The organism is Acidovorax sp. Leaf160 (genome assembly GCF_001424265.1).
Taxonomy (GTDB): Bacteria; Pseudomonadota; Gammaproteobacteria; order Burkholderiales; family Burkholderiaceae_C; genus Paracidovorax.
This window is the reverse complement of the sequence record NZ_LMOV01000015.1, coordinates 25,989-46,903: the sequence shown is the minus strand read 5'-3', so window position 1 is coordinate 46,903 and position 20,915 is coordinate 25,989. Positions and strand designations below refer to the sequence as shown.

General features: G+C 68.7%; 23 protein-coding genes. 14 read left to right on the top strand and 9 right to left on the bottom strand.

Annotated elements, in window-relative coordinates:
* Window positions 1-244 precede the first annotated feature (244 nt).
* On the top strand, window positions 245-823 hold the full coding sequence (locus ASF94_RS10225) for a hypothetical protein (protein WP_156382497.1): 579 nt from the start codon (window positions 245-247) through the stop codon (window positions 821-823).
* 270 nt (window positions 824-1,093) lie between these two features.
* Here the strand turns inward: ASF94_RS10225 and kynA are convergent, their stop codons facing one another.
* From kynA to ASF94_RS10205, 4 genes are all read right to left on the bottom strand, one after another.
* A complete protein-coding gene (kynA, locus tag ASF94_RS10220; protein WP_056665444.1) occupies window positions 1,094-1,999 on the bottom strand; it encodes a tryptophan 2,3-dioxygenase in 906 nt (301 codons plus the stop codon).
* Window positions 2,000-2,001: 2 nt separating this feature from the next.
* A complete protein-coding gene (kynU, locus tag ASF94_RS10215; RefSeq protein WP_056665441.1) occupies window positions 2,002-3,297 on the bottom strand; it encodes a kynureninase in 1,296 nt (431 codons plus the stop codon).
* A 93-nt stretch (window positions 3,298-3,390) separates the two neighbouring features.
* Window positions 3,391-4,056: an arylformamidase gene (gene kynB / locus ASF94_RS10210; protein ID WP_056665439.1), complete on the bottom strand. Its 666-nt coding sequence runs from the start codon at window positions 4,054-4,056 to the stop codon at window positions 3,391-3,393.
* Window positions 4,053-5,456 carry an amino acid permease gene (locus ASF94_RS10205; RefSeq protein ID WP_056665436.1) on the bottom strand — a complete coding sequence of 468 codons (1,404 nt, stop codon included), beginning with the start codon at window positions 5,454-5,456 and terminating at the stop codon, window positions 4,053-4,055. Before ASF94_RS10205 ends, kynB begins: the two co-directional genes overlap by 4 nt.
* Before the next feature lie 135 nt (window positions 5,457-5,591).
* Between ASF94_RS10205 and ASF94_RS10200 the strand changes: the two genes are divergently transcribed.
* Window positions 5,592-6,122: an Lrp/AsnC family transcriptional regulator gene (locus tag ASF94_RS10200; protein ID WP_056665432.1), complete on the top strand. Its 531-nt coding sequence runs from the start codon at window positions 5,592-5,594 to the stop codon at window positions 6,120-6,122.
* Here ASF94_RS10200 and ASF94_RS10195 read toward each other — a convergent pair.
* Window positions 6,080-6,424 carry a YkgJ family cysteine cluster protein gene (locus ASF94_RS10195; protein WP_056665430.1) on the bottom strand — a complete coding sequence of 115 codons (345 nt, stop codon included), beginning with the start codon at window positions 6,422-6,424 and terminating at the stop codon, window positions 6,080-6,082. The genes ASF94_RS10200 and ASF94_RS10195 overlap by 43 nt on opposite strands.
* 137 nt (window positions 6,425-6,561) lie before the next feature.
* Between ASF94_RS10195 and ASF94_RS10190 the strand changes: the two genes are divergently transcribed.
* Genes ASF94_RS10190 through ASF94_RS10180 form a run of 3 tightly spaced genes read left to right on the top strand, consistent with a single transcriptional unit; the run spans window position 6,562 to window position 9,126 of the window.
* Window positions 6,562-6,879: a FeoA domain-containing protein gene (locus tag ASF94_RS10190; RefSeq protein ID WP_056665427.1), complete on the top strand. Its 318-nt coding sequence runs from the start codon at window positions 6,562-6,564 to the stop codon at window positions 6,877-6,879.
* Complete coding sequence (locus ASF94_RS10185; RefSeq protein ID WP_082493155.1) at window positions 6,876-8,867, top strand: ferrous iron transporter B; 1,992 nt, start codon at window positions 6,876-6,878, stop codon at window positions 8,865-8,867. Before ASF94_RS10190 ends, ASF94_RS10185 begins: the two co-directional genes overlap by 4 nt.
* A 4-nt stretch (window positions 8,868-8,871) precedes the next feature.
* The gene (locus tag ASF94_RS10180) at window positions 8,872-9,126 is read left to right on the top strand and encodes a hypothetical protein (RefSeq protein ID WP_082493153.1); all 255 of its coding nucleotides are present in this window, start codon (window positions 8,872-8,874) and stop codon (window positions 9,124-9,126) included.
* Window positions 9,127-9,274: 148 nt separating this feature from the next.
* Here the strand turns inward: ASF94_RS10180 and argF are convergent, their stop codons facing one another.
* Together argF and ASF94_RS10170 are read right to left on the bottom strand one after the other, a co-directional pair.
* Window positions 9,275-10,195: an ornithine carbamoyltransferase gene (gene argF / locus ASF94_RS10175; RefSeq protein WP_056665424.1), complete on the bottom strand. Its 921-nt coding sequence runs from the start codon at window positions 10,193-10,195 to the stop codon at window positions 9,275-9,277.
* Between the two features lie 24 nt (window positions 10,196-10,219).
* Window positions 10,220-11,416, bottom strand: a complete 1,197-nt coding sequence (locus tag ASF94_RS10170) for an aspartate aminotransferase family protein (RefSeq protein ID WP_056665421.1) — start codon at window positions 11,414-11,416, stop codon at window positions 10,220-10,222.
* A gap of 276 nt (window positions 11,417-11,692) precedes the next feature.
* Between ASF94_RS10170 and ASF94_RS10165 the strand changes: the two genes are divergently transcribed.
* Together ASF94_RS10165 and ASF94_RS10160 are read left to right on the top strand one after the other, a co-directional pair.
* Window positions 11,693-12,013, top strand: a complete 321-nt coding sequence (locus ASF94_RS10165; RefSeq protein WP_056665418.1) for a DUF3579 domain-containing protein — start codon at window positions 11,693-11,695, stop codon at window positions 12,011-12,013.
* A gap of 349 nt (window positions 12,014-12,362) precedes the next feature.
* A complete protein-coding gene (locus tag ASF94_RS10160; protein WP_056665415.1) occupies window positions 12,363-13,424 on the top strand; it encodes a YcjF family protein in 1,062 nt (353 codons plus the stop codon).
* Window positions 13,425-13,714: 290 nt separating this feature from the next.
* On the opposite strand, the gene nth is transcribed toward ASF94_RS10160, so the two are convergent.
* Entirely contained in the window at window positions 13,715-14,353 is a 639-nt protein-coding gene (gene nth / locus ASF94_RS10155) for an endonuclease III (RefSeq protein WP_056665412.1), read from the bottom strand.
* Window positions 14,354-14,552: 199 nt separating this feature from the next.
* Here nth and ASF94_RS10150 point away from each other — a divergent pair, with 199 nt between their 5' ends.
* From ASF94_RS10150 to ASF94_RS10120, 7 genes are all read left to right on the top strand, one after another.
* Entirely contained in the window at window positions 14,553-14,888 is a 336-nt protein-coding gene (locus ASF94_RS10150; RefSeq protein ID WP_056665410.1) for a hypothetical protein, read from the top strand.
* Entirely contained in the window at window positions 14,885-15,127 is a 243-nt protein-coding gene (locus tag ASF94_RS10145) for a hypothetical protein (RefSeq protein WP_056665407.1), read from the top strand. Before ASF94_RS10150 ends, ASF94_RS10145 begins: the two co-directional genes overlap by 4 nt.
* An 18-nt stretch (window positions 15,128-15,145) precedes the next feature.
* Window positions 15,146-16,342 carry a PLP-dependent aminotransferase family protein gene (locus tag ASF94_RS10140; RefSeq protein ID WP_056665404.1) on the top strand — a complete coding sequence of 399 codons (1,197 nt, stop codon included), beginning with the start codon at window positions 15,146-15,148 and terminating at the stop codon, window positions 16,340-16,342.
* A 215-nt stretch (window positions 16,343-16,557) separates the two neighbouring features.
* Window positions 16,558-16,779 (top strand): SlyX family protein, encoded by a 222-nt coding sequence (locus ASF94_RS10135; RefSeq protein WP_056665402.1) that lies wholly within the window; start codon window positions 16,558-16,560, stop codon window positions 16,777-16,779.
* Window positions 16,780-16,854: 75 nt separating this feature from the next.
* Window positions 16,855-17,886: an aldo/keto reductase gene (locus ASF94_RS10130; RefSeq protein ID WP_056665399.1), complete on the top strand. Its 1,032-nt coding sequence runs from the start codon at window positions 16,855-16,857 to the stop codon at window positions 17,884-17,886.
* A 92-nt stretch (window positions 17,887-17,978) separates the two neighbouring features.
* Window positions 17,979-18,365: a DUF6172 family protein gene (locus ASF94_RS10125; protein WP_056665396.1), complete on the top strand. Its 387-nt coding sequence runs from the start codon at window positions 17,979-17,981 to the stop codon at window positions 18,363-18,365.
* Window positions 18,366-18,612: 247 nt separating this feature from the next.
* On the top strand, window positions 18,613-19,227 hold the full coding sequence (locus tag ASF94_RS10120) for a hypothetical protein (RefSeq protein ID WP_056665394.1): 615 nt from the start codon (window positions 18,613-18,615) through the stop codon (window positions 19,225-19,227).
* Between the two features lie 76 nt (window positions 19,228-19,303).
* Here the strand turns inward: ASF94_RS10120 and ASF94_RS10115 are convergent, their stop codons facing one another.
* Complete coding sequence (locus tag ASF94_RS10115; protein WP_056665391.1) at window positions 19,304-20,671, bottom strand: DEAD/DEAH box helicase; 1,368 nt, start codon at window positions 20,669-20,671, stop codon at window positions 19,304-19,306.
* Window positions 20,672-20,915: the final 244 nt, after the last annotated feature.

Genomic DNA, 20,915 nt, shown 5'->3' with positions numbered 1-20,915 from the left:
ACCACGCGGTTCATCTCTTCAAGGAAGATCTCCTTGCGGGTCTTCTTGGGCAGGGGATCGAACCCCAGCATCTGCTGCTGCTTGTGCGTCATGCTCGCCATCTTGCCTGCGGCTCGCTTCACGCGCCAGTCAGCGGCGGGGTTTTGCAGACCTTCCCTAAGACTGGGACGAAACCCAGGACCAACTCATTGCCGGCCAACAAACTGCGTTGGGTGTGAGCATTCAGGGCATCAGCCTCGCGCAAATGGAAGCCCTCAAAACTCGGATGGAAGCCACCAAGCAGGAGCTGCAGCAAGCCCAGACCGCCCCGCAAGACCAACGGGCCACCATCCTGGCAGGCACGACGGGCGAGAACCTGACGGGCGACCTGCTCACCGCCACGGTCGGGGGCTACTTCGCCAGCCTGCAAAGCCACGGCGCCATTGCATCCAGCCAGGCCCAGACCTTTGACCTGCCCGCCCTCAGCTACGGTCTCTTCCACGCCCAGGTCAAGCCCAACAAGCTCTACGGTATAGTCGCCACCGGAATCAGCTTCCAGGGCCTGAACATGGACATCGGGCACCTGCGGCACATCCGCTGGGTGAAAGACGACAACCCCAGCTCCCCCATTAGCACCAAAGCAGAACTCACAACCAACGGCAGGCCCGCAGCGCAGAACACTGGATTGCCTACAACAAGATGCGAGAGCAGCGCGCCAGCGCCATGGAACACGCCGTGCCAGAGCAATACTGGGTGGACAAAACCCAGTGCCAGTACCAGGATGAGAACGGCTAGACACAGAATCCGGCCAAAGAGGATTGCAAGCAAGGCATCAGCGCAGTGAAGGCCATTGCCATCGCACAGAGCCAGGGGCAGAAGATCAACACCGTCAACGAAAACAACCGGGACACGGCTTTACCCCAGCTCACCGTAAGCGGAGCCGGGGAAGAGATCAGAAGCGCCATCCAGGCGGGCAAAGAGGTCACCTTCCATGAGCCTTGGCAGGCTTCATCGACGACCTGCTGCCCAGCAAGGACGCCAGGTGATGGTGCGCATCCTCGTGCTCAAGCTCCTGTACCGGTGTGGCCGGGGCGATCTGTACAACAGAGGCTCACTACAGCGACGTCCGCAACCGCCAGATCTCCGGGAACAGCACCACGTCCAGCATCTTGCGCAGGTAGCTCACCCCGCCCGTGCCGCCGGTGCCGCGTTTGAAACCGATCACGCGCTCCACGGTGGTCACGTGGCGGAAGCGCCAGAGGCGGAAGGCGTCCTCCAGGTCGGTGAGTTCCTCGCCCAGCTGGTAGAGGTCCCAGTGCGTCTGCGGGTCGCGGTATACGGTCAGCCAGGCCTGCTTGACGGCGTCGCTCTCCGCATACGCCTGCGTCCAGTCGCGCTCGGTGTGGCTGGCAGGCACCGCGATGCCGCGCCGGGCCAGCAGGCGCAGGGCCTCGTCGTAGAGCGAGGGCGCGGCGTAGGCGGCCTGCACCTGTTCCAGCAGGTCGCTGCGGTGCTCGTGGGGTTTGAGCATGGCGCGGTTCTTGTTGCCGAGCGAAAACTCGATGCTGCGGTATTGATAGCTCTGGAAGCCGCTCGACTGGCCCAGGTAGGGCCGCATGGCGCTGTATTCGGGCGGCGTCATGGTGGCCAGCACGTCCCAGGCGTGCACCAGCTGTTCCATGATCTTGGAGACACGTGCCAGCATCTTGAAGGCCGGCTGCAGCTCGTCGCGCGCCACGTGGGCGATGGCCGCGCGCAGCTCGTGCAGCATGAGCTTCATCCAGAGTTCGCTGGTCTGGTGCTGCACGATGAAGAGCAGCTCGTCGTGCGCGGGCGAGAGCGGCTTTTGCGCGGTGAGGATGGCGTCGAGCTGCAGGTAGTCGCCATAGCTCATGCTGCGGCTGAAGTCGAGCTGGGCGCGTTCCTCGTGCACCACCGATTCCGGCGAGCCGGCAGGCGGGAGTGGCGCGGCAGTGGCCGAGGCGGCCGATGCGGCAGGGGTGGGGGCGTGCGGGTACATGCTCAGGTCACCGCATGCTGGCGGTTGAATTCGGGGCGCTGCCATTCGGCCGTCTCCAGCACCTGGCGCAGGTGCTCGACCGCATTCCACACGTCCTCGAAGCCGATGTAGAGCGGCGTGAAGCCGAAGCGCAGGATGTCCTTGTGCCGCCCGGCGCCGCCATCGCTGTCGCCCTTGCGAAAATCGCCAATCACCTTGCGGGCGATCAGCGCCTGCACGATGGCATAGGCACCGGTGTCGCGCGCCAGGCACACCTGCGATCCGCGGGTGGCGTGCTCTCGCGGGGTGGCCAGCTCCAGCCCGTGGCCGCCGCAGCGCTCCTCCACCAGCGCGATGAACAGGTCGGTCAGCGCCAGCGACTTGGCGCGCAGCGCGGCCATGCCGCCCAGGCTCTGCGCCGCCGTGAACACATCCAGCCCGCACTGCAGGGCCGACAGGCTGATGATGGGCTGCGTGCCGCAGAGGTAACGCGCCACGCCGGGAGCGGGCTGGTAGTCGGGCGTGAACTGGAACGGCGCCGCATGGCCCCACCAGCCCGACAGCGGCTGCCAGAAGCGTTCGGCATGGCGCGGGTGCACCCAGACGAAGGCTGGGGCACCCGGGCCGCCGTTGAGGTACTTATAGCCGCAGCCGATGGAAAAGTCGGCGCCTGCGCCGTTCAGGTCGACCGGCACCGCGCCGGCGCTGTGCGCCAGGTCCCAGACGCACAGAATGCCGGCCGCATGGGCCTGTGCGGTGACGGCCGCCATGTCGTGCATGGCGCCCGTGCGGTAGTTGACATGGGTCAGCATCAGCACCGCCACCTCTGGGGTCAGCGCGGCGCCGATCTGCTCGGGTTCCACCAGCACCAGCTCCAGCCCGCGCTCCTTGCACAGGCCTTCGGCGATGTAGAGGTCGGTGGGGAAGTTGCTGCGCTCGCTGACGATGCGACGGCGACCGGGCGCGTCGGCGCGGGCGATGTTCAGCGCGGCGGAGAGCACCTTGTAGAGGTTGATCGACGTGCTGTCGGTGCAAACCACCTCGCCCGCCCGCGCGCCGATGAGCGGCGCCAGCTGATCGCCCAGCCGCTGGGGCAGGTCGAACCAGCTGGCGCTGTTCCACGACTGGATCAGGTCCTGGCCCCATTCGCGCGTGACCACGTCGGCGATGCGGCCAGCCGCGGCGCGGGGCAGCACGCCCAGCGAATTGCCGTCCAGGTAGATGACGCCGGGCGGCAGCGTGAAGTGGTCGCGCAGGCCGCGCAGCGGGTCGGCGTCGTCGCGTGCCTGGCAGGCCTGCAGGGTGATGGGTTCGGTCATGGTGATTTCTCTTTTGCTATTGATTTTGTAGCTGTCTGCGCTAGTCAATCAAGCGCTGCAGGCATAAATGATTCGGAAGGTTAAGGCAGACCCTCAGCCCAGCGACCGCAGCACGGCGCGCACCGGCGAGGCGTCGGCGGTGGTCAGCTTCAAGGGCAGGGCGATGAGTTCGTAGTCGCCCTCGGGCACGTCGTCGAGCACCAGGTTCTCCAGCACGCGCAGCCCCCTGCGGCGAATCACCTGGTGGCTGGGGAGCTGCTTGCTGTCGGCCGGGTCGATGCTGGCCGTGTCGATGCCGACCAGCACCACGCCTTCATCGGCCAAGCGTTCGATGGTGGCGGGCGCAAAGGCCGCCAGCTGCCCGTCCCAGCGGTCCACCGGCATGCGTTCGTAGGTGCGCACCAGCACGCGGGGCGGAAAGCGCGCTTCGCCGGTGCGCCCGGGCTGCACCGCGTGGGCGATGTGGTCCCAGGTGATGAGCGGCCCCTGGCCGATGGCGTGGATCACGCGGCAGAGCCCGATGAACGCATCGAGCGGCACGGCACCGATGGCCTCGCCCCCGGCGTCGTAGTGCAGCGGCGCGTCGGCATGCGTGCCCACATGCGGCGACAGCGTGATGGCGCTCACGTTCACCGGGCAGCCGGGGCCGATGGTGGCGCACCACTGCTGCGTGTAGGCCGTGTCGCCGGGGAAGACCGGGGCGGCGCTGTGGACGGGGGCGGAGATGTCCCAGAGGCGGGATGGTGGTGGCAAGGTCATGCGGCAGGCTTTCGCAGCGGAGCGAGCGTGTCGGCGGCTGGGCGATGGCGGTATTTCAGCGCATACACCACCGACAGCACGGCCAGGAAGGGAATGCCCGTCAGCAGCGTGAGCCGGAATGCGGGCGTGAACAAGGTGGTCAGCATGGCGGCCAGCATCAGGCCAGCGCCCAGCAGCGTCAGTGCCGGAAATCCCCACATGCGGAACACCAGCCGCTGCCCGCCTTCGCGGTTCCACCGCCGGCGGAAGAAGAGATGCGTCACGAAGATCATGAACCACGTGAACATGGCGCCGAACATGGAGACGGCAATCATCCACATGAAGGATTCCTCAGGCCTCCAGAGGTTCAGGCCCGTCGCCAGCGCGATGCCCGCGCACGACAGCACCAGCGCCGGCAGCGGCACACCGCGCGCGTCCAGGCGCCCCAGTGCGGTGGGCGCATGGCCGGCGCGCGAGAGGCTGAACATCATGCGTGTGGTGATGTAGAGCTGGCTGTTCATGGCCGAGAGCGCCGCCACCAGCACGACGAAGTTGATGACGCCGGCAGCGCCTGGAATGCCGATGATCTCCATCACCGCGACGAACGGGCTCTTGTCGGTGCCCGCCTGCTGCCAGGGCACGATGGCCAGCATCAGCGTGATGGTGAGCAGGTAGAACACCACGAGCCGCACCATGGTCGAGCGGAAGGCGCTGGTGATGGCGCGTTGCGGGTCGCGCGCTTCGCCAGCCGCGACGGCGATCATCTCGATGCTGAGATAGCTGAAGATGGCGATGATGACCGCCGTCCAGGTGCCCCAGAGGCCCTTGGGGAAGAAGCCGCCATCCGCCACGTACAGATGAAAGCCGACGCCCGGCTGGCGCGCGCCGAACACCACGAAGGAGCCTATCAGGATGAAGGCCACGATCGCCGCCACCTTGATCGCCGAGAAGCCGTACTCGACGGCCCCGAAGGTTTTCACGCTCGTCGCGTTCACGCCCACCAGCACCGCCGAGAAGACCAGCACCCAGATCCAGCGCGGCACTTCGGGAAACCAGTAGCCCATGTAGACGCCCACGGCAGTCACCTCGGTTCCCACCGCCAGCACGATGGCCGCCCAGTAGGCATAGCGGACCAGAAAGCCTGCCCAGGGTGCGATGTAGTGCTCGGCATAGGCGCCGAACGAGCCCGAAGTGGGATGGGCCACGGTCATCTCGGCCAGGCAGCCGATCAGCAGCAGGGATATGAGCGCGCCGATCGCGTAGCTCACCAGCACGCTGGGCCCGGCGAAGCTGATGGCGAAGCCGCTGCCCAGAAAGAGCCCGGTACCGATCGCCCCGCCTATGGCGATCATGCCCATCTGGGCGGCGCTCAGATGGCGATGCAGGCCTTGCTCACGTTGAACGATGTCATCGAATGCCATGGTGGTCCCTGGTGGTGGAGTGGTGTGTTCGGCGCGCCATGCTATGCAAGAGCATGCTTCAAAGACCGCTGGTTATCCCTCGATTGCGACTAAATTGAATAAACCATTCTGAAAATGCCAAAAGGAGAAAAAATCATGCACGCAGATCTCGATAGAACCGATCGGCAACTCGTCCAGGCGCTGCAGGACAACGCGCGCCTCACCTCGGCAGAGCTGGCGCAGATGGCGCACCTGTCGCAGTCGCCCTGCTGGCGGCGCGTGCGCAGACTGGAGACGGAAGGCGTCATCAGCGGCTACCACGCGGCGCTGGACCGCCGTGCGCTGGGCTGGGGCGTACTGGCTTTTGTGATGGTGGGCATAGACCACCAGACCGAAAGCCTGTCGGTCGCCTTCGAGGAAGCGGTCTGCGCCATTCCCGAGGTCGTGATGTTCCACGGCATCTCCGGCCCCGAGGACTTCATGCTCGTCGTGGTGGCGAAAGACTTGGACGACTATTCCGCGCTGCTGCAGCGACGGCTGCACCGCCTGCCTGGCGTGCGCCATGTGCACACCTATTTTTCGCTACAGGAATTCAAGGGCCAGGTAGGCGGGCTGCCAGTGCCCGCACCGCATACCTTGCGCGATCAGGCCAGCGTGGCTGCGTCGCCTTCCAGCGGCGGCAGCTGATGGCGCCGGCGCGCGCGCTGGCAGGCCTCGCTGCCGGCGGCGAACTCGCGGCAGGGCGAGGGGCGCCACTCGTAGATGCCGCAAGCGGCCCGCGTGCCGATGCGGCCCGTCAGCGCCGCGCAGCGCGGCTGGGCATGGTCGGTGCCGCGCATGCGGGCCGTGTGATCGGTCACCTCCACCGCCAAGCCATCAGGCACGTCGCCGCCGCCAGCCTGCGTTTCATGCACCGAGAAATCGACGCGGAAGCTGGCGCAGCAGGCGCCGCAGGACAGGCAGGGATGCTGGGGCGGGGCGGTGGTCACGGTCGGTGCGGAGGTCTGGCGGGCCGGATCGGCGGGGCTGCAGCATAAGCCAGCCGGCGACCCGCGATGACCCATGTCAGCGGTCGGCCTTCGCTGCGCCGTAAAATGAGAATTAATATCATTTCAAACAGGTTCCCATGACAACCTCCCAGGACGGCCTTTCGGCCCCCCTGGCGCCGGCCGCCGCATGCGCGCCGTCCGTCGGACTCGATACGCTTGCGCGCCAGACGCCCGCCGTCGTCACCGGCCTGCGCACGGCCAGCGACGCCACCCAGCGCGACATGGTGCTGCGCCTGATGGAGATCGGCTTCCTGCCCGGAGAGCCCGTGCGCGTGGTGGCCAGCGGCCTGCCCGGCGGCGACCCCATCGCCGTGCGCGTGGGCCAGGCCACGTTCGCCCTGCGCCGCCATGAGGCCGCCCTGGTGCAGGTGCGGCCCGAAGGAGCCCGCGCATGAATACAGCCAACACGGCCAACACTGCCACCACGGCCACCACGGCCACCACGGCAGACACGACTGGCACGACTGGCACGGCGCGCACCTCAGCGCCGCCGCCCTCCGGTCAGCCGCTGCGCATCGCACTGCTGGGCAACCCCAACTGCGGCAAGACGGCGCTGTTCAACCTGCTGACCGGCGCCCGCCAGAAGGTCGCCAACTACGCGGGCGTGACCGTCGAGCGCAAGGAAGGCTCGCTCGTCACCGGCAGCGGCCGGCGCGTGCGCGTGCTCGACCTTCCTGGTGCCTACAGCCTGCATGCCCAGAGCGCGGACGAGGCCGTCACGCGCGACATCGTCACCGGCCGCCGCGCGGGCGAGCCCGCTCCCGAGCTGCTGGTCTGCGTGACCGATGCCACCCACCTTCGGCTGAACCTGCGACTGGTGCTGGAGGCGCGCTCCCTCGGCTTGCCGATGGTGCTGGTGCTGAACATGACCGACATGGCCGAACGCCAGGGCATCGCCATCGACCGCGACATGCTGGCGCGCGAGCTGGGGATGCCGGTGATCGCCACCGTTGGCGTGAAGAGCGGCGGGGCGCATGAGCTCGTGCGCTGGCTGGACACCGTGCAGCCGGCCCTGCTGGCCTCGCTGGCCCCGCGCGCTGCGGCATCCACGCTGGCCGGGGCCGATCCGCAGCAGCAGGTGCTGCAGCTGCACCAGGAAGTGCGCCGCGTGATGGACCTGGCGGTGCGCGAGCCGCAGACCAGCCTGCGCCGCGACGACCGCATCGACGCGGTGGTGCTGCACCCGGTCTGGGGCCTGCTGCTGCTGGCCGGCACCCTGTTCCTGATGTTCCAGGCGGTGTTCAGCTGGGCCGCCACGCCCATGGACTGGATCAAGGCCGCGACCGAAGCGGCGGCCGCGACGGTGAACGGCGCGATGGCCGAGGGCCCGCTGCGCAGCCTGCTGACGGACGGCGTCATCGCCGGCGCGGGCGGCGTGATCGTCTTCCTGCCGCAGATCCTGATCCTGTTCTTTTTCATCCTGGTGCTGGAAGACTCGGGCTACCTGCCGCGCGCGGCCTTTCTGCTCGACCGCGTCATGGGAACGGTGGGCCTGTCGGGCCGCTCGTTCATCCCGCTGCTCTCCAGCTTTGCCTGCGCCATTCCCGGCATCATGGCCACGCGGTCGATTCCGCACTGGCGCGACCGGCTGGTGACGATCATGATCGCGCCGCTCATGACCTGCTCGGCCCGCCTGCCGGTCTATGCGCTGCTGATCGCAGCCTTCATTCCGGAGCAGACGGTGGCCGGCTTCTTCAACCTGCAGGGCCTGGTGCTGTTCGCGCTGTACGTGGGCGGCATCGTGAGCGCCATGGGCGTGGCGTGGGTGGCCAAGCTGCTGCGCAGCGGCGGCGGCGTCACCCCGCTGCTGATGGAGCTGCCCACCTACCGCTGGCCCAGCGCACGCGGCCTGGCCATCGGCCTCTGGGAGCGCGCGCTGATCTTCCTGCGCCGCGTGGGCGGCATCATCCTGGCGGTCACGGTGCTGCTGTGGTTCCTGTCCTCGTTCCCGGGCGCGCCCGAGGGCGCCACCGGGCCGGCCATCGAGTACAGCTTCGCGGGCACCATCGGCCGCGCGCTCGAAGTGATCTTCGCGCCCATCGGCTTCAACTGGCAGATCTCCATCGCGCTGGTGCCGGGCATGGCGGCACGCGAAGTGGCGGTGGGGGCGCTGGGCACCGTCTATGCGCTGTCGGCCACCGGCGAGGAAACCGCCGCGCAGCTGGGCCCGCTGATCGCGCAGAGCTGGTCGCTGGCCACGGCGCTGTCGCTGCTGGTGTGGTTCATCTTCGCGCCCCAGTGCATCTCCACCATCGCCGCCGTGCGTCGGGAGACCAACAGCTGGCGCTGGCCGCTGGTCATGACGTCATATCTTTTCGGGCTGGCGTACCTGGCCAGCTTCATCACCTACCGCGTGGCGCTGGCGTTCGGCGCCGGAGGATGAACCCATGGCGCAGAACCTCATCGTCGGGCTGATCGTGGCGGTGGCCGCGCTGTACGTGCTGTGGCGCTACCTGCCACAGCGCTGGCGCGGCCGGCTGGGGCGCGTGCATGCCAGCCTCGCGAAGTCGCCCGGATGCGGCAGTGGCAGCGACGGCGCATGCGCGAGCTGTGGTTCGTGCGGCAGCGCGGGCGGTGCGCCGCTGCCCGATACCAGGGAAAAGCCGGTGGCGATGCCGTCGTCCCACCGGTCAGGAGGTTGAATGCCTCCCCGATCGCTATGTAATCCATAGCTCATTGCGCCGAGGGATCGAGCGCGGCAGCCCAGGGGCTCCCAGGCTGCGGCCGGCGGAACGGCGAAGGCCGTGCGACGGTCTCAGGTCGAACGGCTCCCCCCTTGGGGCGGGTAGGTCATGCCACCCGGCCGAGCAGCAGGTACTCCATGAGTGCCTTCTGCGCATGCATGCGATTCTCGGCCTCGTCCCAGACGACCGATTGCGGGCCGTCGATGACGTCGGCCTCCACCTCCTCGCCGCGGTGGGCGGGCAGGCAGTGCATGAAGAGCGCGTTCGGCTGGGCGACGGCCATCATTTCCGTGTCCACGCACCAGTCGGCGAAGGCCAGGCGCCGGGCCTCGTTCTCGGCTTCGTAGCCCATGCTGGTCCAGACGTCGGTGGTGACGAGGTCCGCGCCCCGGCAGGCGTCCATCGGGTCCTTGAAGACCTTGTAGCAGCCGCTGCGGGGCGTGCGGCCGCCGAAGGCGAGCTTCTCGTCGATCTCGTAGCCGCCGGGCGTGCTGACGTGCACGGTGAAGTCGAGCAGGTCGGCCGCCTGCAGCCAGGTGTTGGCCATGTTGTTGCCGTCGCCCACCCAGGCCACCACCTTGCCCTGGATGGAGCCGCGGTGTTCGATGTAGGTGAACAGGTCCGCCAGGATCTGGCAGGGGTGGAACTCGTTCGTCAGCCCGTTGATGACCGGCACGCGCGAGTGCTGCGCGAAGCGTTCGATCTTCGCCTGCTCGTACGTGCGGATCATCACCAGGTCGGTCATGCGGCTGATGACGCGGGCGCTGTCCTCGATCGGCTCGGCGCGGCCCAGCTGGCTGTCGCCCGTGGTCAAGTGCACCACGCTGCCGCCCAGCTGGTACATGCCGGCCTCGAAGCTCACGCGCGTGCGGGTGCTGGCCTTCTCGAAGATCATGGCCAGCGTGCGGTCGGCCAGCGGGTGGTATTTCTCGTAGCTCTTGAACTTGCCCTTGATGAGCGCAGCGCGGCCGAAGAGGTAGGCGTATTCGTCGGCGGTGAGGTCGTTGAATTGCAGGTAATGCTTCATGGGGGCATTCAGTCAGTCAAGGGGTCATTCGGCGAGCAGCGCCTTGACCAGCGGAACCAGCAGGGCGACGATTTCGTCGGCTTCTGCCCGGGTGAGGATGAGCGAGGGCACCATGCGGATCACGGTGTCCGCGGTGACCGACAGCAGCAGGCCGGCCTCGGCCGCGCGGCCCACCAGCGCGCCGCAGGGCCGGGTCAGTTCGATGCCCAGCATCAGGCCCTGGCCGCGGATCTCCTTCACGCCGGGCAGGCCGCCCAGTTCACGTTCCAGCGCCGCCTTCAGGTGGGCGCCCACGTCGGCCGCGTTCTGCAGCAGGCCTTCTTCTTCCATGATGCGGATGGTTTCCACACCGGCGCGCATGGCCAGCGGGTTGCCGCCGAAGGTGGTGCCGTGGTTGCCGGGCCCGAAGATGGTGGCGGCCTTGGGGCCGGCCACCACGGCGCCGATCGGCACGCCCGAGCCCAGGCCCTTGGCGAGCGGCATCACGTCGGGCTGGATGCCCGCCCATTGGTGCGCGAACCACTTGCCGGTGCGGCCCATGCCGCACTGCACCTCGTCGATCATCATCAGCCAGTCGCGCTCATTGCACAGCTGGCGCAGCTGCTGCAGGTATTCGATGCGCATCGGGTTCACGCCGCCTTCGCCCTGGATGGTCTCGAAGAACACGGCGACGACGTTGGGGTTGCCCTCGGTGGCGCGCTTGATGGCCTCGATGTCGTTCATCGGCACGCGGATGAAGCCTTCCACCAGCGGGCCGAAACCGGCCTGCACCTTCGGGTTGCCGGTGGCCGACAGGGTGGCGATGGAGCGGCCGTGGAAGGCCTTCTCATAGACCACCACCACGGGCTTGTCGATCCCCTTGTCGTGGCCGTACTTGCGGGCCAGCTTGAGGGCAGCCTCGTTGGCCTCCAGGCCGGAGTTGCAGAAGAAGACGTTGGTGAGGCCCGAGCGCTCGACCAGCATCTTCGCAAGCTCTTCCTGCAGCGGCACGTGGTAGTAGTTGGAGCTGTGGATCAGCTTGGCGATCTGGTCCTGCAGGGCCGGCACCAGCTTGGGATGGTTGTGGCCCACCGTGTTGACCGCGATGCCGCCCAGGGCATCGAGATACTGCTTGCCGTTCACGTCCCACACGCGCACGCCTTCACCGCGTTCCAGGGCAATGGGCAGGCGGCCGTAGGTGTTCATCACGTGGGGGGAAGCGGCCGTGGCGGTAGCGGTCATTCGTCAATCTCCAGACAGAGCGGTTGCGGGCTAGAAGCGAAGCACGATTCTAGGGTGTGCTGCATGGCACCTTGTTGACGATTGCGCATCACTGCCATGCGGGGCACGGGGGCGGGCCGGGCCGCCGCCAGCGCGTTCCGTGCATGAATGCCCGCCGCCGGCAGCGCGGCCGCTGGCCGGCACGGCGGAGGGTCTTGGAGGCTGGCTCTTATATAAGAGTTAGAATGCGCGTTTGCCGGCATCCCCCGCCTCGAGCCTTCAAAGACCCCGAACCCGATGGTTTCTCCCTCCTCCAAAGAAGTCTTCATACAAGGCATCACCCAAGACGGGAAAACCTTCCGCCCCAGCGATTGGGCGGAGCGTCTGGCAGGGGTCATGAGCCAGTTCCGCCCCGGCGGCGCGCGGCCCGGCAGCCACCTGAGCTATTCGCCCTGGTGCGTGCCCACCACCATCGACGGCGTCAAGTGCGTGGTCGTGCACCGCGACCTGCAGGGCCACGAGCCCATGGCCTGGGACTTCGTCATCAATTTCGCGCGCGACAACAACCTGCAGGTGGCCGAGGCCTGCCTGCTGCCCGACGAACTGCCCAAGAAGTGAGCAGGCGGGCGCCGGCCCGCGGGTGTCCGGCCTGGCGCGTCGGCCCGGGCCCTGGGGAAGGGCGCCGCGCGAGCGCAGCCCCCGCGTTCGCCACCGCCGCCACCTCCGCCGCCTCCGCCGCGTCCTGATTTCCCGCTTCCACCAGGCCGACCGCGCCCGTCCCCGCACGGCGGCGCCTGTCCTCCGCGCGCGTGGCAGCGCCCGGATGGTTATTGAAAACGCACGCGCCGCGCCCATCTGCTGGCCTCCACCGTCCCTGCATCACAACAACGCCTAGAGCGCAGGACTTCGCCGCAGGCGCGCCCCGGCGCCCCGTGGTTTCCACCTCTCTCTTGGAAAGCCCTTGCCCATGCAGCCAGAACACACCCGTGCCGTCATGAACATCAGCCTGATGGCCGCCTTTGCCGACGAACACAAGGACGAGCGCGAACGCGACCACCTGCGCGAGATGGCCGAGTCCCTCAGCGCCGGCAGCGGACTGGACCTGATGAAGCTCTACCAGGACGTGCTGCTCAAGCGCGTGCGCCTGGAAGACGCCACGGCCGCGCTCGACACGCCCGAGCTGCGCCAGCTCGCCTACGAGATGGCGGTGGGCGTGTGCGATGCGGACGGCGTCTGCAACGCTGCGGAAAAAGCCTTCCTGCAGCGCCTGGCCACCGCGCTGCAGTTGCCGGCCGACCAGGCGGAGCAGGTGGTGAGCCAGGCCGATGCGCTGGCCGATGCCCCGCTGCGGGCCGAGCCCGTGCAGGCCGAGGCGTGGGGCCGGGCGCCCGGTGCGGCAGGCGCTACCGCAGCCGCAGGCGTCGCCGCCACCGCAGCCACCGTGGCCACCGCCGCTTCTGCCGCTGCGGCCGCCCCGGCACCTGGCGCCGGCATCACCCTCAACGCCGCTTCGGTCAGCGACGCCGAGATCGATTCCATGATCCTCAACGCGTCCATCCTGAACGGCGCACTGGAACTGCTGCCCCAGTCGCTCGCCTCCATGGCCATCATCCCGCTGCAGACGCGGCTGGTGTACCGCGTGGGCAAGGTCTACGGCTACGAGCTGGACAAGCGCCACATCGCCGACTTCCTCGCCACCGTCGGTGTCGGCCTCACCTCGCAGTACGTCGAGCAGTTCGGCCGCAAGCTGGTGGGCGGACTGCTGGGCAAGGTGATGGGCGGCATGGGCCGGGCCGTGGGCAGTGCGGCCACCGGCTCCGCTTTCTCGTTCGCCAGCACCTATGCGCTGGGCAAGGTCGCGCAGCGCTACTACGCGGGCGGCCGCACGCTCAGCACCGACTCGCTCAAGGCCTCGTTCTCCCGCACGGTCGAGGAGGCGAAGGGGCTGCAGCAGCGCTACGTGCCGCAGATCCAGGAAAAGGCCAAGGGGCTGGATGTGGGGCAGTTGATGCGCGAGCTGCGCGCCTGAGGTCGCGCGCGGACGACGGGGCTTTTGCGGCCCCGGCCCGCCGGGCGGGTGCCGGCAAGCGCCGTCCGCGCTTCGACAGGCTCAGGGCGAACGGTCATGGCGCTTTTTTCTCCCGCAGTCCTCGCCAGGCGTTCTGCCCGAGCCTGTGGAGGCCAGGGCGCGGTCCCGCTTCGATGGCCTGTTGATGCTATTAATAATATAGCAACAGGTCGTTGATTGACAAGCGCTGGAGGCCTGAAACGCTTGGATTTTCAGGCTGCGTGCGCCCCGCGCGGCTGCCCGGCGAACGCTCAGGGTGCCGGCGTCTTGGGCCGGTAGTCGCACCACGGCGCCACCACGCATTCCCAGCAGCGCGGCTTGCGGGCCTGGCAGACATAGCGGCCCAGCAGGATCAGCCAGTGGTGCGAGTCCACCGCGTAGGCGGGCGGCACGCGCTTCATCAGCTGCAGTTCCACCGCCAGCGGCGTCTTGCCGGGCGCGAGCCCCGTGCGGTTGCTGACGCGGAAGATGTGCGTGTCCACCGCCATGGTGGGTTGCCCGAAGGCCACGTTCAGCACCACGTTGGCGGTCTTGCGGCCGACGCCGGGCAGGGCCTCGAGTTCTTCGCGCGTGCGGGGCACGACGCCCCCGTGGCGTTCAACCAGCAGCCGGCACGTCTCCATCAGATGGCGCGCCTTGCTGCGATAGAGGCCGATGGTCTTGATGTAACCCTCCAGTCCGTCCAGCCCCAGATCGAGGATCGCCTGCGGTGTGCCCGCGACGGGAAAGAGCCGCCGCGTCGCCTTGTTCACGCCCACGTCGGTGGCCTGTGCCGACAGCAGCACGGCGGCCAGCAGCTCGAACACGGTGGTGTATTCCAGCTCCGTGTTCGGCAGCGGATTCGCGGCCTTGAGGGCGGCGAAAAAGGGTTCGATGTGCGCGGTTTTCATGCGGGGAGAGTGGCCCTTCGCGGGCATGGTGGTTGGCGCGCAGCCAGGGCGGGAGCCCGGTGCAGTTGCGGTGCTTTCTGCCGAATATATGCGGGCAGGCCCGGTCTTTACACCATGTTGACGGGGCGATTCCTAGAGTCATGCCGTGTTCACCAACCGGGTCAGAGGGCGGCTCCCCGGCGCCCCCACCCCCAGCACCATGTTCGATCGCTCGACCGCTGCCGCGCTGCACCGCGCGCTGCCACAACCCTTCCCGCCGCAGCCTGCCGGCTCGCCTCTGGTGGTGCTGCCGCTGCGCCTGCCCACCACCGACACGCTCGCCTGTCGGCGCGCGTTGCACGGTCTGCTGGGCAGGCGCCTCGCGAGCTACTGCATGCGCGTGGACACCGCACGCAACGCGCTCTGCGTGGACCTGAACGTGCACCGCTGCGACGTGGCGCAGTGCATGTGCCTGCTGGTGGCCGGCCTCACCCGCGCGGAATTCGGCCATGTCGAAACCCTGCGGCAGCCGGCCAGCGGCGCGGCCCGGCCATGACGCTGCCGTGGACGGAGGTGGCGCTGCCCATGGCGCTGGCCCTGCTGGTGGTGTTCGTGCCGCTGCTGCTGGCCTGCTGGCTCACGGCCGACCCCGATCGCGCCGCGCTGCGCCCGCCGCCCCGCTCGCCGCGCGGCGTGGCGGCCCGGCACAGGCGCGCCGGGCGCGCTCTGCCGGAGGATGCCTGCCCGTCTGCGGCGATGGCGCGACGATGGCGCGACAATGGCGCTTTCCACTGACCGCTGCGCGTTCCTTCCATGCAATTCGCCGACCGCCTGAATAACGTAGAAACCTCCGCCATCCGCGAGCTGTTCAAGCTCCTGGGCAAGCCCGGCATCATCAGCTTTGCCGGCGGTTTTCCCGACAGTGCCATGTTCGACGTGGAGGGCCTGCGCGCCGCCAGCGCCCAGGCCCTGGAAGAAGAGCCCGGCGCGGCCCTGCAATACGGCGCCACCGAAGGCTACAACCCGCTGCGCGAGCAACTGGCCGCGCTGATGGCCGCCAAGGGCGCGACGGGCGTGGCGCCGGGCGACCTCATCGTCACCACCGGCAGCCAGCAGGCGCTGGACCTGCTGGGCAAGACCCTGATCAGCCCCGGCGACAAGGTGATCGTGGAAGGCCCGACCTTCCTGGCCACCATCCAGTGCTTTCGCCTGTACGGCGCCGAGCTCATCAGCGCGCCGATCGACGGCGACGGCGTGCAGACCGATGCGCTGGAAAAGCTCATCGCCGAGCACCGCCCGAAATTCGTCTATCTCATCCCCACGTTCGGCAACCCCAGCGGGGCCACGCTCAGCCTGGAGCGGCGCCGCGCGGTGCTGGAGATGGCGGTGCGCCACAACACCGTGATCGTGGAGGACGACCCGTACGGCGACCTGTATTTCGGCGAGGCGCCCCCGGCCAGCTTGCTGAACCTGTCGGCCAGCGTGCCGGGCAGCCGCGAGCTGCTGGTGCACTGCGGCTCGCTCAGCAAGGTGCTGTCACCCGGCCTGCGCGTGGGCTGGATGATCGCCCCGCCCGAGCTGCTGGCCAAGGCCACCATGTGCAAGCAGTTCAGCGACGCCCACACCAGCACCTTCGCCCAGGCCACGGCCGCGCAATACCTCAAGGCCGGCCGCATGCCCGCCACGCTGGACCACGTGCGCGGCGTCTACGCCGAGCGCGCCCAGGCCATGGGCGATGCGCTGCGCAGCGAACTGGGCGACGCCGTCACCTTCGTGCAGCCGCGCGGCGGACTTTTCTTCTGGGCTCGGCTCACTGGCGCCGGTGGCAAGGTGGCCGACGGCAACGTGCTCGCCAAGCGCGCCATCGACAAGGGCGTGGCCTTCGTGCCCGGCACGCCGTTCTTCTGCGCCAACCCGGACCACGCCACGCTGCGCCTGTCTTTCGCCACCGCCGACGTGGACCGCATACGCGAAGGCGTGGCGCGGCTGGGCCAGGCCGTGGTGGGCTGAGCCTCCGGGGCGCGGGGCACCGATGGGGCATGGGCAGGCCGACGCCGGCGATGGCTCGTGCTCTGCCCTGTTGCCCCCCGCCTGGCGCGTGCGATTCAACAGCAGCCCGGGCGAGGCGCCGCCCGTCCGGGCCCGGGCCGAACCTGTCGACGCCGGGACGCGGCCTGGATGGGCATCGCAGACCCGCACCATCCGGAATGCGTTCCAATAGCCCCATGTCCGAACTTCACCCCACTGAGCAGCGCCTGACCGAGCTGGAGATCAAGGCCAGCTACACCGAAGACCTGCTCGACCAGCTCAACCTCGTCATCTACCGCCAGCAGCAGGAGATCGACGCCCTGGCCCGCACCGTGGCGCTGCTGCGCCAGCAGATGCCGGAAGCCGGCGGCGGCGCGGGCGAGCGCAACCTGCGCGACGAATTGCCGCCGCACTATTGACCCGGGCGAGGGACCGAACCGAGTCGCCTGCGCTCCCCCGGCTTGAACTGAACCACCGTTGAAAGGCTTGGAACCATGCAGTACCGCCATCTGGGCAAGAGCAACCTCAAAGTGTCGGCCCTGTGCCTGGGCACCATGATGTTTGGCGACCAGACCAGCCGCGAAGAGGCTGCCGACATCGTGGCCGACGCGCGCGAGCAGGGCGTCAACTACATCGACACGGCCGACGTCTACACCAAGGGCGCGTCGGAAACCATGGTCGGCCAGCTGTTGCAGGGCCAGCGCCACGAATGGGTGCTGGCCACCAAGCTCGGCAACCGCATGTCGGACGCGGTGAACGAAGTGCATTACTCGCGCAGCTGGATGCTGCGCGAGCTGGACTGCAGCCTGGAGCGCCTGCGCACCGACCATGTGGATGTGCTCTACCTGCACCGCGACTACCCTGGCATGCACCTCGAAGAAGCCCTGTTCGCGCTCGATGCGCTGCTGCGCGCGGGCAAGATCCGCTACTGGGGCGTCTCCAATTTCCGTGCCTGGCGCATCGCCGAGCTGGTGCACGGCGCCCGCCAGCTGGGCATGCCCGGCCCGGTGGTCTGCCAGCCCTACTACAACCTGCTCAACCGCATGCCCGAGGTCGAGATCCTGCCCGCCTGCGAATACCACGGCCTGGGCGTGACGCCCTACAGCCCTGTGGCGCGCGGCGTGCTGACAGGCAAGTACCTGCCCGGCCAGGCGCCCGGCGAAGGCACGCGCGCGGCCCGTGGCGACCGGCGCATGAACCAGACCGAGTTCCGCGAGGAGTCGCTGGCCATCGCCCAGCAGCTCAAGCACCATGCCGAAGCCCGCGGCGTGACGCTGGCGCAGTTCGCCACGGCCTGGGTGCTGGCGCACCGCGCCGTCAGCGCGGTCATTGCCGGCCCGCGCACGCTGCAGCAGTGGCAGGACTACGCACCCGCGCTGGACTACCAGCTCACCCCGGAAGACGAGGCCCTGGTGGATGCGCTGGTGGCACCCGGCCATCCGTCCACGCCCGGCTACACCGACCCGGGCTACCCGCTGCCCGCCCGCGTGCTGTCTGCCGCGAGCCGCGGCGGCGATCTTTACTGAGCCTCAAAACCCGCTCCAGCGCTGCATGATTCAGCGCTGGCTGCTATGAAAAGCAGAGTGAGGCAGGGGCGTGCCGCGGGTTACGATCGGGCATGCGAAAGACTTATCAGCTCCAACTCGAAGGCAAGAACCGCGACCGTCTGCTGGACGCGGCCCGCCATGACATCCACCGCTACCTGCGCCGCGAGCGCCGCCGCGCCCTGCCGGAAGGGGCGCGCTTCTGGGACTTCGCCTGCCGCTTCGGCACGACCGAGCAGGACTCCGCACCCGTGCGCGAGGAAGACCTCACCCGCCTGATCGACGGCGTGGCCGCCTCGGGCGCAGCGCAGTTCTATGTCGAGATCGTCGCCCGGCCGGGCGAGGGCGAGCCGCCCAAGCGCTACCAATCGAACGGGGGTTCTGACCACCATGAAGACGACGGCGACGCCGGCAGCGATGGGAATGGTGGTGACGGCGGAGGCGACGGGGGTGGTGACTGAGTCTTCGAGCGCTTGTTTAGAGCGCCCTGGTAGATCGCGTTGTTAGAGCGCCTTGTTGGAGCGCCTGGGCAGCCTGCGGCATGCCCGACTCCCGGCCGCGCTTTTGCAGGGTGGCGGAGGACCATCCCGGCCACAGGGCTCAGCGTGAGCCCGTCAGTAGCGCCTACCGGTACTTCCTGCAGATTCCGGAGCCTCCTCCCACCCATCGGCCTATGGTCCGCATCCATCACGGTCATGGAGGTCAACGATGGAAGCAAACTCCCGCAGTCTCGTCGGCGCGGCGATGCAGGTGCTTGGGCTGGCAGCCCTTTGGATGGGGTGCGTCATTCCGCTCGGCGCGGTCGATTACCTGGGCCATTTCCTGGGGCTCTCCATGGCGGGGTCCGTGTCCGGCTGGATCGGTCTCGGCCTCTGCCTGACCGGGGTGGGGCTGTTTCATCAGGCCAGGGCGGTGCCGCCCCCCACCGCGCCGTCGTCTCACGGGGCGCCTTTGCGCTTCACCCCTGGCTGGACGGCGCTGGCGTTTTCGGCATCGCTACTGGTCTTCCTGGCTGGGTCCTGGCTGAGCCATCGTTCCGCCAGCGGCCTGGTCGCGAGTGCCGTGATCGGCACGATGTGCGGCGTTCTGCCCGGGCTGGCGCCCGGCCGGTTTGCCTGCTTGAAGGCGGTGCTGTTGACCGGCTTGCTGGCCCTGGTCGCGGGCGGCATGCAATGGGCCTACTCCCATTGGGGCAGTAGAGCGACCGACTTTCCCGGATTCCGCGGTGCCGTCAGCGTGGCCCTGTTGTCAGGCCTGCTGTTGCTGCCGACGGTGCTGCTGGGCTTTGGCCTGGGCCGCCTGGTGCGGTGGAAGCTGCTCTAGTGGCTGCGGTGACGGGTAGCGGGTGACGGCAGGTCGGCTTCTGCCCACGTGCTGCGCCGGAACGCGCTGCGCCCGCTCAGCCTTCTGCTCCGTCGGGGCCCCGGGCGGTTGCCGCAGCCGCAGCAGCGGCAGCCCGCAGCTTGTCCTTCTTGCTCGGCCGCGACCCCTTCACCCCGCCTGTCCCGGGCGGCAGCTTGCCCGGCCGCTGCGGCGCCCCGGGGGCCGATGAGGCGGATGAGGCCGATGGATTCCCAGCGGGCGGTGACCCGGCAGGCGCCTCCGGCAGCGCCGTCTCGAAGCCGGCAACCTGCTCGATCGGCAGCCCGCTCAACGCCTGCTTGCGTGCGATCAGCTGCCAGTGCGGATGCGACTGCGGCGTGATGAAGGTGACCGCCGCGCCGCTGGCCCCCGCTCGGCCCGTGCGGCCGATGCGGTGCACGTAGTCGGCTGCGGCGCGGGGCAGGTCGTAGTTCACCACGGCGGGCAGGTCGGCGATGTCGATGCCGCGCGAGGCAAGATCGGTCGTCACCACCACCTGCCAGCGCTCGTCCTTGAACTCCTGCAGCACCTGGCGACGCGCGCCCTGGCTCAGGCCGCCGTGGAAGGGTGACGCGTAGATGCCGGATTTGTAGAGCTTTTCCGCCACATGTTCGGCCGCGTACTGCGTGGCGACGAACACCAGCACGCGGCTCCAGCCGGCGTCCTGGATGAGCTGCTTGAGGAGCTGCGTGCGGCGCTTTTCGTCCACGGCAATGGCGCGTTGGGCGATGTCGGGCGCGGTGTCGGGTTCCTGCGGCACTTCCACGCGCACCGGGTCGCGCAGCAGGGCCTGGGCCAGGTGCGTCACGTCGTCCGGGAAGGTGGCGGAAAAAAGCAGGTTCTGGCGCTGCGCGGGCAGCAGGCCCAGCACACGGTGCAACTCGTCCGCGAAGCCCAGGTCCAGCAGCCGGTCGGCTTCGTCGAGCACCAGCGTCTGCACCTGCGCCAGGGACAGGGCGGTGTGGTCCACCAGGTCCAGCAGACGGCCCGGCGTGGCGACCATCACGTCGGCGCCCCCGCGCAGCGCCATCATCTGCGGATTGATCGATACGCCGCCGAAGGCCACGGCCACCTTCAGCCGTGCCGCTGGCAGGTGGCGGGCGAGTTCACGCAACACCTCGCCCACCTGCGCCGCCAGCTCGCGCGTGGGCACCAGCACCAGCGCGCGCACACGGCGGGGGCCGTCCGCTGCGTTGCCGACCTGCGCGTGGGGCAGGGCCTGCTGCAGCAGTGGCAGACCAAAGGCGGCCGTCTTGCCCGAGCCGGTCTGCGCGCAGCCCAGCAGGTCCCGACCCTCCAGCACCACGGGAATGGCCGCCGACTGGATGGGGGTGGGCGCGGAAAAGCCCATCGCCTCGGCGGCGTGAACGAGGGCAGGAGAGAGGCCGAGGGCTGCGAATGGCATGGAAGAAGGCTGCGGTGAGGGCCCGGCACGGCGGCGGGGCGGAGAACGACGGACGGTGAAGGCGCGATTGTGGGGCACGCGCTGCGGGTGTGGTTGCGGGTGCGGTGCCGGGCCGGATGGCCCAGGGCAAGCGGCGCCGGGGTTCGTGCAGCCCTGGCCCGGTGCAGCCTGGCCCACGCGGCCGGATAATCGGCGGCTTCTCCACCCTCTGACCGCGCTGCGCCATGCCTCTCGTTTTCGCCTT

What these genes read in the sequence shown, in the direction of transcription:
- ASF94_RS10135 (WP_056665402.1), top strand. Translation starts at nt 16,558, where the DNA reads ATGTCCGAACTTCACCCCACTGAGCAGCGCCTGACCGAGCTGGAGATC.
- ASF94_RS10140 (WP_056665404.1), top strand. Translation starts at nt 15,146, where the DNA reads ATGCAATTCGCCGACCGCCTGAATAACGTAGAAACCTCCGCCATCCGC.
- ASF94_RS10160 (WP_056665415.1), top strand. Translation starts at nt 12,363, where the DNA reads ATGCAGCCAGAACACACCCGTGCCGTCATGAACATCAGCCTGATGGCC.
- kynU (WP_056665441.1), bottom strand. Translation starts at nt 3,297, where the DNA reads ATGACCGAACCCATCACCCTGCAGGCCTGCCAGGCACGCGACGACGCC.
- ASF94_RS10170 (WP_056665421.1), bottom strand. Translation starts at nt 11,416, where the DNA reads ATGACCGCTACCGCCACGGCCGCTTCCCCCCACGTGATGAACACCTAC.
- ASF94_RS10205 (WP_056665436.1), bottom strand. Translation starts at nt 5,456, where the DNA reads ATGGCATTCGATGACATCGTTCAACGTGAGCAAGGCCTGCATCGCCAT.
- ASF94_RS10185 (WP_082493155.1), top strand. Translation starts at nt 6,876, where the DNA reads ATGAATACAGCCAACACGGCCAACACTGCCACCACGGCCACCACGGCC.
- kynB (WP_056665439.1), bottom strand. Translation starts at nt 4,056, where the DNA reads ATGACCTTGCCACCACCATCCCGCCTCTGGGACATCTCCGCCCCCGTC.
- ASF94_RS10165 (WP_056665418.1), top strand. Translation starts at nt 11,693, where the DNA reads ATGGTTTCTCCCTCCTCCAAAGAAGTCTTCATACAAGGCATCACCCAA.
- argF (WP_056665424.1), bottom strand. Translation starts at nt 10,195, where the DNA reads ATGAAGCATTACCTGCAATTCAACGACCTCACCGCCGACGAATACGCC.
- ASF94_RS10190 (WP_056665427.1), top strand. Translation starts at nt 6,562, where the DNA reads ATGACAACCTCCCAGGACGGCCTTTCGGCCCCCCTGGCGCCGGCCGCC.
- ASF94_RS10180 (WP_082493153.1), top strand. Translation starts at nt 8,872, where the DNA reads ATGGCGCAGAACCTCATCGTCGGGCTGATCGTGGCGGTGGCCGCGCTG.
- ASF94_RS10120 (WP_056665394.1), top strand. Translation starts at nt 18,613, where the DNA reads ATGGAAGCAAACTCCCGCAGTCTCGTCGGCGCGGCGATGCAGGTGCTT.
- kynA (WP_056665444.1), bottom strand. Translation starts at nt 1,999, where the DNA reads ATGTACCCGCACGCCCCCACCCCTGCCGCATCGGCCGCCTCGGCCACT.
- ASF94_RS10115 (WP_056665391.1), bottom strand. Translation starts at nt 20,671, where the DNA reads ATGCCATTCGCAGCCCTCGGCCTCTCTCCTGCCCTCGTTCACGCCGCC.
- nth (WP_056665412.1), bottom strand. Translation starts at nt 14,353, where the DNA reads ATGAAAACCGCGCACATCGAACCCTTTTTCGCCGCCCTCAAGGCCGCG.
- ASF94_RS10200 (WP_056665432.1), top strand. Translation starts at nt 5,592, where the DNA reads ATGCACGCAGATCTCGATAGAACCGATCGGCAACTCGTCCAGGCGCTG.
- ASF94_RS10150 (WP_056665410.1), top strand. Translation starts at nt 14,553, where the DNA reads ATGTTCGATCGCTCGACCGCTGCCGCGCTGCACCGCGCGCTGCCACAA.
- ASF94_RS10125 (WP_056665396.1), top strand. Translation starts at nt 17,979, where the DNA reads ATGCGAAAGACTTATCAGCTCCAACTCGAAGGCAAGAACCGCGACCGT.
- ASF94_RS10130 (WP_056665399.1), top strand. Translation starts at nt 16,855, where the DNA reads ATGCAGTACCGCCATCTGGGCAAGAGCAACCTCAAAGTGTCGGCCCTG.
- ASF94_RS10225 (WP_156382497.1), top strand. Translation starts at nt 245, where the DNA reads ATGGAAGCCCTCAAAACTCGGATGGAAGCCACCAAGCAGGAGCTGCAG.
- ASF94_RS10145 (WP_056665407.1), top strand. Translation starts at nt 14,885, where the DNA reads ATGACGCTGCCGTGGACGGAGGTGGCGCTGCCCATGGCGCTGGCCCTG.